Annotated in this window: 5 protein-coding genes; 2 read left to right on the forward strand and 3 right to left on the reverse strand. The window is 27.0% G+C overall.

All coding sequences use genetic code 11. From position 1 onward, the window contains the following. Positions 1 to 265: 265 nt before the first annotated feature. The 3 genes from Ctaglu_RS24330 to Ctaglu_RS24340 form a co-directional block, all read right to left on the reverse strand. On the reverse strand, positions 266 to 1,195 hold the full coding sequence (locus Ctaglu_RS24330) for a GumC domain-containing protein (RefSeq protein ID WP_125006612.1): 930 nt from the start codon (positions 1,193 to 1,195) through the stop codon (positions 266 to 268). Between the two features lie 304 nt (positions 1,196 to 1,499). Next, a complete protein-coding gene (locus tag Ctaglu_RS24335; protein WP_125006614.1) occupies positions 1,500 to 2,534 on the reverse strand; it encodes a replication initiation protein in 1,035 nt (344 codons plus the stop codon). 324 nt (positions 2,535 to 2,858) lie between these two features. Continuing rightward, the gene (locus tag Ctaglu_RS24340) at positions 2,859 to 3,506 is read right to left on the reverse strand and encodes a hypothetical protein (protein ID WP_125006616.1); all 648 of its coding nucleotides are present in this window, start codon (positions 3,504 to 3,506) and stop codon (positions 2,859 to 2,861) included. A 180-nt stretch (positions 3,507 to 3,686) separates the two neighbouring features. Between Ctaglu_RS24340 and Ctaglu_RS24345 the strand changes: the two genes are divergently transcribed. Then, positions 3,687 to 4,226 carry a hypothetical protein gene (locus tag Ctaglu_RS24345; protein ID WP_125006618.1) on the forward strand — a complete coding sequence of 180 codons (540 nt, stop codon included), beginning with the start codon at positions 3,687 to 3,689 and terminating at the stop codon, positions 4,224 to 4,226. A 24-nt stretch (positions 4,227 to 4,250) separates the two neighbouring features. Then, positions 4,251 to 4,583 carry a hypothetical protein gene (locus Ctaglu_RS24350; protein WP_125006620.1) on the forward strand — a complete coding sequence of 111 codons (333 nt, stop codon included), beginning with the start codon at positions 4,251 to 4,253 and terminating at the stop codon, positions 4,581 to 4,583. The last annotated feature ends 120 nt before the right edge of the window (positions 4,584 to 4,703 follow it).

Here is a 4,703-nt window from a genome sequence, read left to right on the forward strand (position 1 = left end):
AAAATCTCTTTAGAAATATCTGACATAAAAATACTCCTCCTTACAATATTTGATAATTAGCTTATCTCAATTATTGCCAAGAAAGAGTACTTTTTATTCTAGTTACACAAAATTATTTATAGGCTCTGGTTTTTTATTTTTTGGGGAAAATTATATTCCCTTTAATTATTAATCTTTCTAGAGTTGAGGCGTAACTCTATGTCATATAAAATACATTTTAGAGCTGCGGTACTGAAAAATAGCTGTATAAATATCTTTTGAAATGTTATTTGTTTTGAACTACTTTATTATCTTTCTTAGTAGCCTTTGGTGTGATTTTTACCTTCTCTAAATCATCTAATAGTGATTTATATTTTTCCTGGTATTTTTCAATCTCTGCATTATGTTTCAACTGCTCCTGGTTTAATCTATTATTTAAATCCTCTTTGACCTCTGCAACTGCTAACTTAATATTTAATTCACTTTCTTTTTTTAATTGATCAAGTTCCTTTTGATTATCTTTTTTTAATACTTCAATTTCTGCATTATGTTTTGCATTTAAATCTGAAATGGCCTCATCTTTTGTTTTTAGGCCCATATTCAGATTATTAATATTATATTCATTATCTTTGATGATATTTTCTTTATCAATATTCCTTGCCTGAGCATCTGCCAGTAACTTTTTATATTCTTCTATCTCCGTTTTATATCCTTTGTACTCTTCCAGTATACCTGTGAGGGTATCATTTTTGCCTTTATACTCTTCAATAATGGTCAATTTATCTTGTAAATTTTCTTGAAATTGGTTGTTTTGTTTTTTCAATGTTGAGTTATCATTGTTTACGATAGTTAACTTTTCATTATTCATTGAATTTATTGACTTCATTCTATCCATTTCAAGTTGAGAATTGTTAACCTTATCTTTATATATTTGCAAATCCTTTTGCCCATGCTCTGCAATGTCACCCTTTTGGTTCTCCAACTTATCAATGATATTAATGAAAGTCTGATGAATTTTGTTTGTGTAACCTTCCAGTGTTTCAATATCACCAACTAGGTTTATGTTTTTAACCTTGCCCTTGTTCAACTCATAGAGGTTTAGCAGCGTATTCAAAAACTCTTTGTTATTCTTACCCTCTTCACTTACAAACTCGTCGAACCTCTTACGCTCTTCTATGTCTAATCTAATGCCTAATACTTTATTCTCTTCTGCCATTACAAAATACCTCCCTATTTATTTAAATATTTATTTTATGTTAACGAAAATATTTGTTTTAAACGTTGTTATTACTGCGTTAACAATTGTTAACTATGTTTTGTTAACGTTATTGTATCATCATGGATAATAATAGTCAATAATTTAACATAAATAAAAAAGATATATTCTAAGCTGAATACACCTTTTTAATAGCCCTATTCCCTCCGTATTCAATTTTAAAGTTGTTATGCAATATTTGTACGTCTTCCGTTCTTTTTGTGCTTAAAATGGCTTGTATGTGAGTTTAAATGCTATTAATATATTAGTTGTTGTCCCACCCTAAAAGCTTCTTTTCTAATTCAACAAAATCGTATTGCCTTTGTTCATAATCATTAAAGACACTTACTTTTGTTTTACCTTTAGGGATTGACCACCCCTGTTTTATTGCAGTTATAACAGTACCAACTACATTTTTTACATTATTCAACTGGGCCACTATGTTATATTTTTCTTTTATTTTTTCAATATCTCCATGTGCAGCACTATATATTTTTAAGGCTTCAAGGTCTGTTATTGTTTCCTGGATAATTTCTTTTACAAAGTTTATATCTTTAATGTTTTGTTGTTGCTCTTCTCCAATATCTTCTCGATCGGCTGATGATGTTGCTGCAATTTCATTCTTACAAGTATCTTTATTACTGAATATGCAAAATTTAATCGAAGTTACTTTTCGACCTGTTTTTATTTCATCATAGGTAAAGGATATATCGGTCTTTGCTTCAAGTTCCTTTTGAGCTTTTATAATAACTTTGTTCTTAACATTAGAGTAAAGTTTATATGCTTTCTCTTTGGCCCCTATCATATTTTTAAGTTCTTCAAGTTCAATAGTTACCTGTTTTTTAAATGAATTACTTTTTAATATTTCATAGAGCCTTATTGAATATTTACTTTTTAAACTTAATACATTATCTAATTTATAACTGGTATATAGTTCTTTAAGTTCTAACATATAAGGCTTTAAATTTGAATCAAACTTTAAAACAACAATCCCTTCACCAGTCCTATATCTTGCACTACTTAACCAACTTAGTTGAATTATATCTTTGCCTTCTCTTATTTCAAACACTTTTTTCATGAGTTCTTTTGTAATCTTAGGTACTTCAGTATATTTTGTTTTACTTTCAATGCCCAAAAGTTCTATAAAGTCTTTTATTTTGAACTCATATTCTTTAAATTCTGTGTCCTGTGGTTGTACCATTGAAGCTAACGTTAATATTATTTTTTGTTCCTGTAAACTCAAATCATAATTACAAGCAATTAATTTATTACTTTTGGTTACTATGTAATCTTTCTCCATACTCTCACCCCAGGTAATATATTATCATAGTATTATTACTATTACAACCTCAAAGGAATAGTTAGGTACGTAAAAGGAATAGTTAGGTACGTAAAAGGAATAGTAGATTTTGTTTTGGGTACGTAAAAGGAATAGTTAGGTACGTAAAAGGAATAATAGATTTTTGAACCCATTGATATAACTGGATTTGTAGTACCCCCTAAACATCTTAAACAAAGTACTGTTAAACATCTTTAAACAACAACTGTAAAAAACTAAAAAAAATGTTGTTGTTCTGAAGAATAAATATATAAATTAATAGGATAATATATTAAAATACTTAATTTATTTTTTATATTTTTCAATACATTCCAGTAATGCTATAGAATATAGATCTTGCATCTTAAATTGATTATTACTTTTACAAAATTCTATCCAGGCATCATTTACATTGTCGTAAACTTTTATCAATCTACCTTTTAGATCTCCATCAAATTTACTCTTATCAATTTTCAATTCTTGAAGTTCGGGTACATCGATTATATTTATATTTTTGTTATACAATAGTATAACTTCTTTTAATTGCTCTTTCATTTCTATTAATTCTTTAACCTCAGCTAATGTGGTTTTTAACTCTGCAAATTCCTGAAGCTCCATTGAAACATTATTTTGATTTTTAATTATAGCTACCTCACTTATACTTTTATTATCCTTTTGTATAACTTTATCGATTGGCTCTGTAGCTTGTTCTATGGTTCTTGCATGCTCTTCTAATGTAATTTGGTGTTGCAGCGTTATAGTCTTATCTCTATAATATTGCTTTGTTTCAGCATTATAAATATACCCTATTTTAATAAATCTATCTCTAAATGTAGTCTTACTCATTTTTAGATCACTGCTAATAATTCTTAAACTTTTATCTTTTAAAAGTTCCTTATTTATATATTCAAGTTGCTCCAATACTTCTAACTTATTGAAATCTTCCTTTATCATTATTCCACCTCTTATACAATTATTATACTTATATATAACTTATGCTTTTGTATATTCTAGCTAAATATATTAATTCCTCTAAAAATAAAATAATCTTCTACACCTGAATTTATTAGAACCTCTATCAAATTTCATTTTATAATGATAATATTATTTTAAATTTAAATTAGGAGGTTAATTATGGAAGAAAAGTATTTAGTAGACTTACGTCATCTAATAGATTTTAATAAACTCACAACTTACATTGATGTTTCTGATTGTTTTGAATATCAGTACCCAACGAATGGAATGGATATGTTATATTCCTTATTAAGATATGCTAAAGAGAATCTAGCTACATTTAGGTTTGACATTACCGATAAAACTGTTTTTTATAGTTTTATGAATAAAATAGAAGATAATAAGAATATGTTACTTGAACTAAATAAGTATATACTATTTGCAAATAATAAATTAAAACTTGATAAGGGGTTACTAGAAGGTGACGCTTTAAAAGTAGGATTACCTCAAGCTTCTTTTGTCATTACACTTGAAGAGCTAATTATTTTTTATAAAATCTTAGAAAAACTTCAAGAATCATATGAAAATATAGCCAAATGGTCTATTTCAGAAGGTAATATAGGTACTTGTTTTAGAAATGTAGGTACTTATTTTAGAAATATAGAGACTATAAAAACTATGCTAGAAAAAAGATTAATGTATAAACTTACAAATCGTTAAAATTTAAATTAGGAGGAAACTATTATGGAAGAAAAGTACTTAGTAGATTTACGGCATTTAATAGATCTAAATAAACTAAATGTTTATATAAATATAAGCAATTGTTTTGAATATGATTACCCAACGGATTCAATGAATTATTTATGTGCTTTATTAAAATATGTTAGAACTAATATTAACGATTGGTGTTTTAATAATATAAAAGATATTAATATAAATATTTTCGATAGTTTAATAAAAAAAGTCAATAAAAATAAAGATTGGTTATACACATTAGATGATTATATTGAATATGCAAGTGACAAACTAAAATCAGATAAAGGATGGTCAAAAGAAAATTTAGCGAAAGTGGGGTAGGGCAACGATTCGTGCAAAAAACAGCCACAAGACAGTTATTACCATATATATCACGTTGCCGTTCTTCCCTAATGTAGTAAATTGCTCATTTATGCCATAGCCAAAGATAAATTATAGTCT

The organism is Clostridium tagluense (assembly GCF_003865095.1).
In the GTDB taxonomy this organism is placed as follows: domain Bacteria; phylum Bacillota; class Clostridia; order Clostridiales; family Clostridiaceae; genus Clostridium_AD; species Clostridium_AD tagluense.

Bases quoted from the DNA above. Each gene is read 5' to 3' on its own strand.
- Ctaglu_RS24335 (WP_125006614.1), bottom strand. From the start codon at position 2,534: ATGGAGAAAGATTACATAGTAACCAAAAGTAATAAATTAATTGCTTGT.
- Ctaglu_RS24345 (WP_125006618.1), top strand. From the start codon at position 3,687: ATGGAAGAAAAGTATTTAGTAGACTTACGTCATCTAATAGATTTTAAT.
- Ctaglu_RS24350 (WP_125006620.1), top strand. From the start codon at position 4,251: ATGGAAGAAAAGTACTTAGTAGATTTACGGCATTTAATAGATCTAAAT.
- Ctaglu_RS24340 (WP_125006616.1), bottom strand. From the start codon at position 3,506: ATGATAAAGGAAGATTTCAATAAGTTAGAAGTATTGGAGCAACTTGAA.
- Ctaglu_RS24330 (WP_125006612.1), bottom strand. From the start codon at position 1,195: ATGGCAGAAGAGAATAAAGTATTAGGCATTAGATTAGACATAGAAGAG.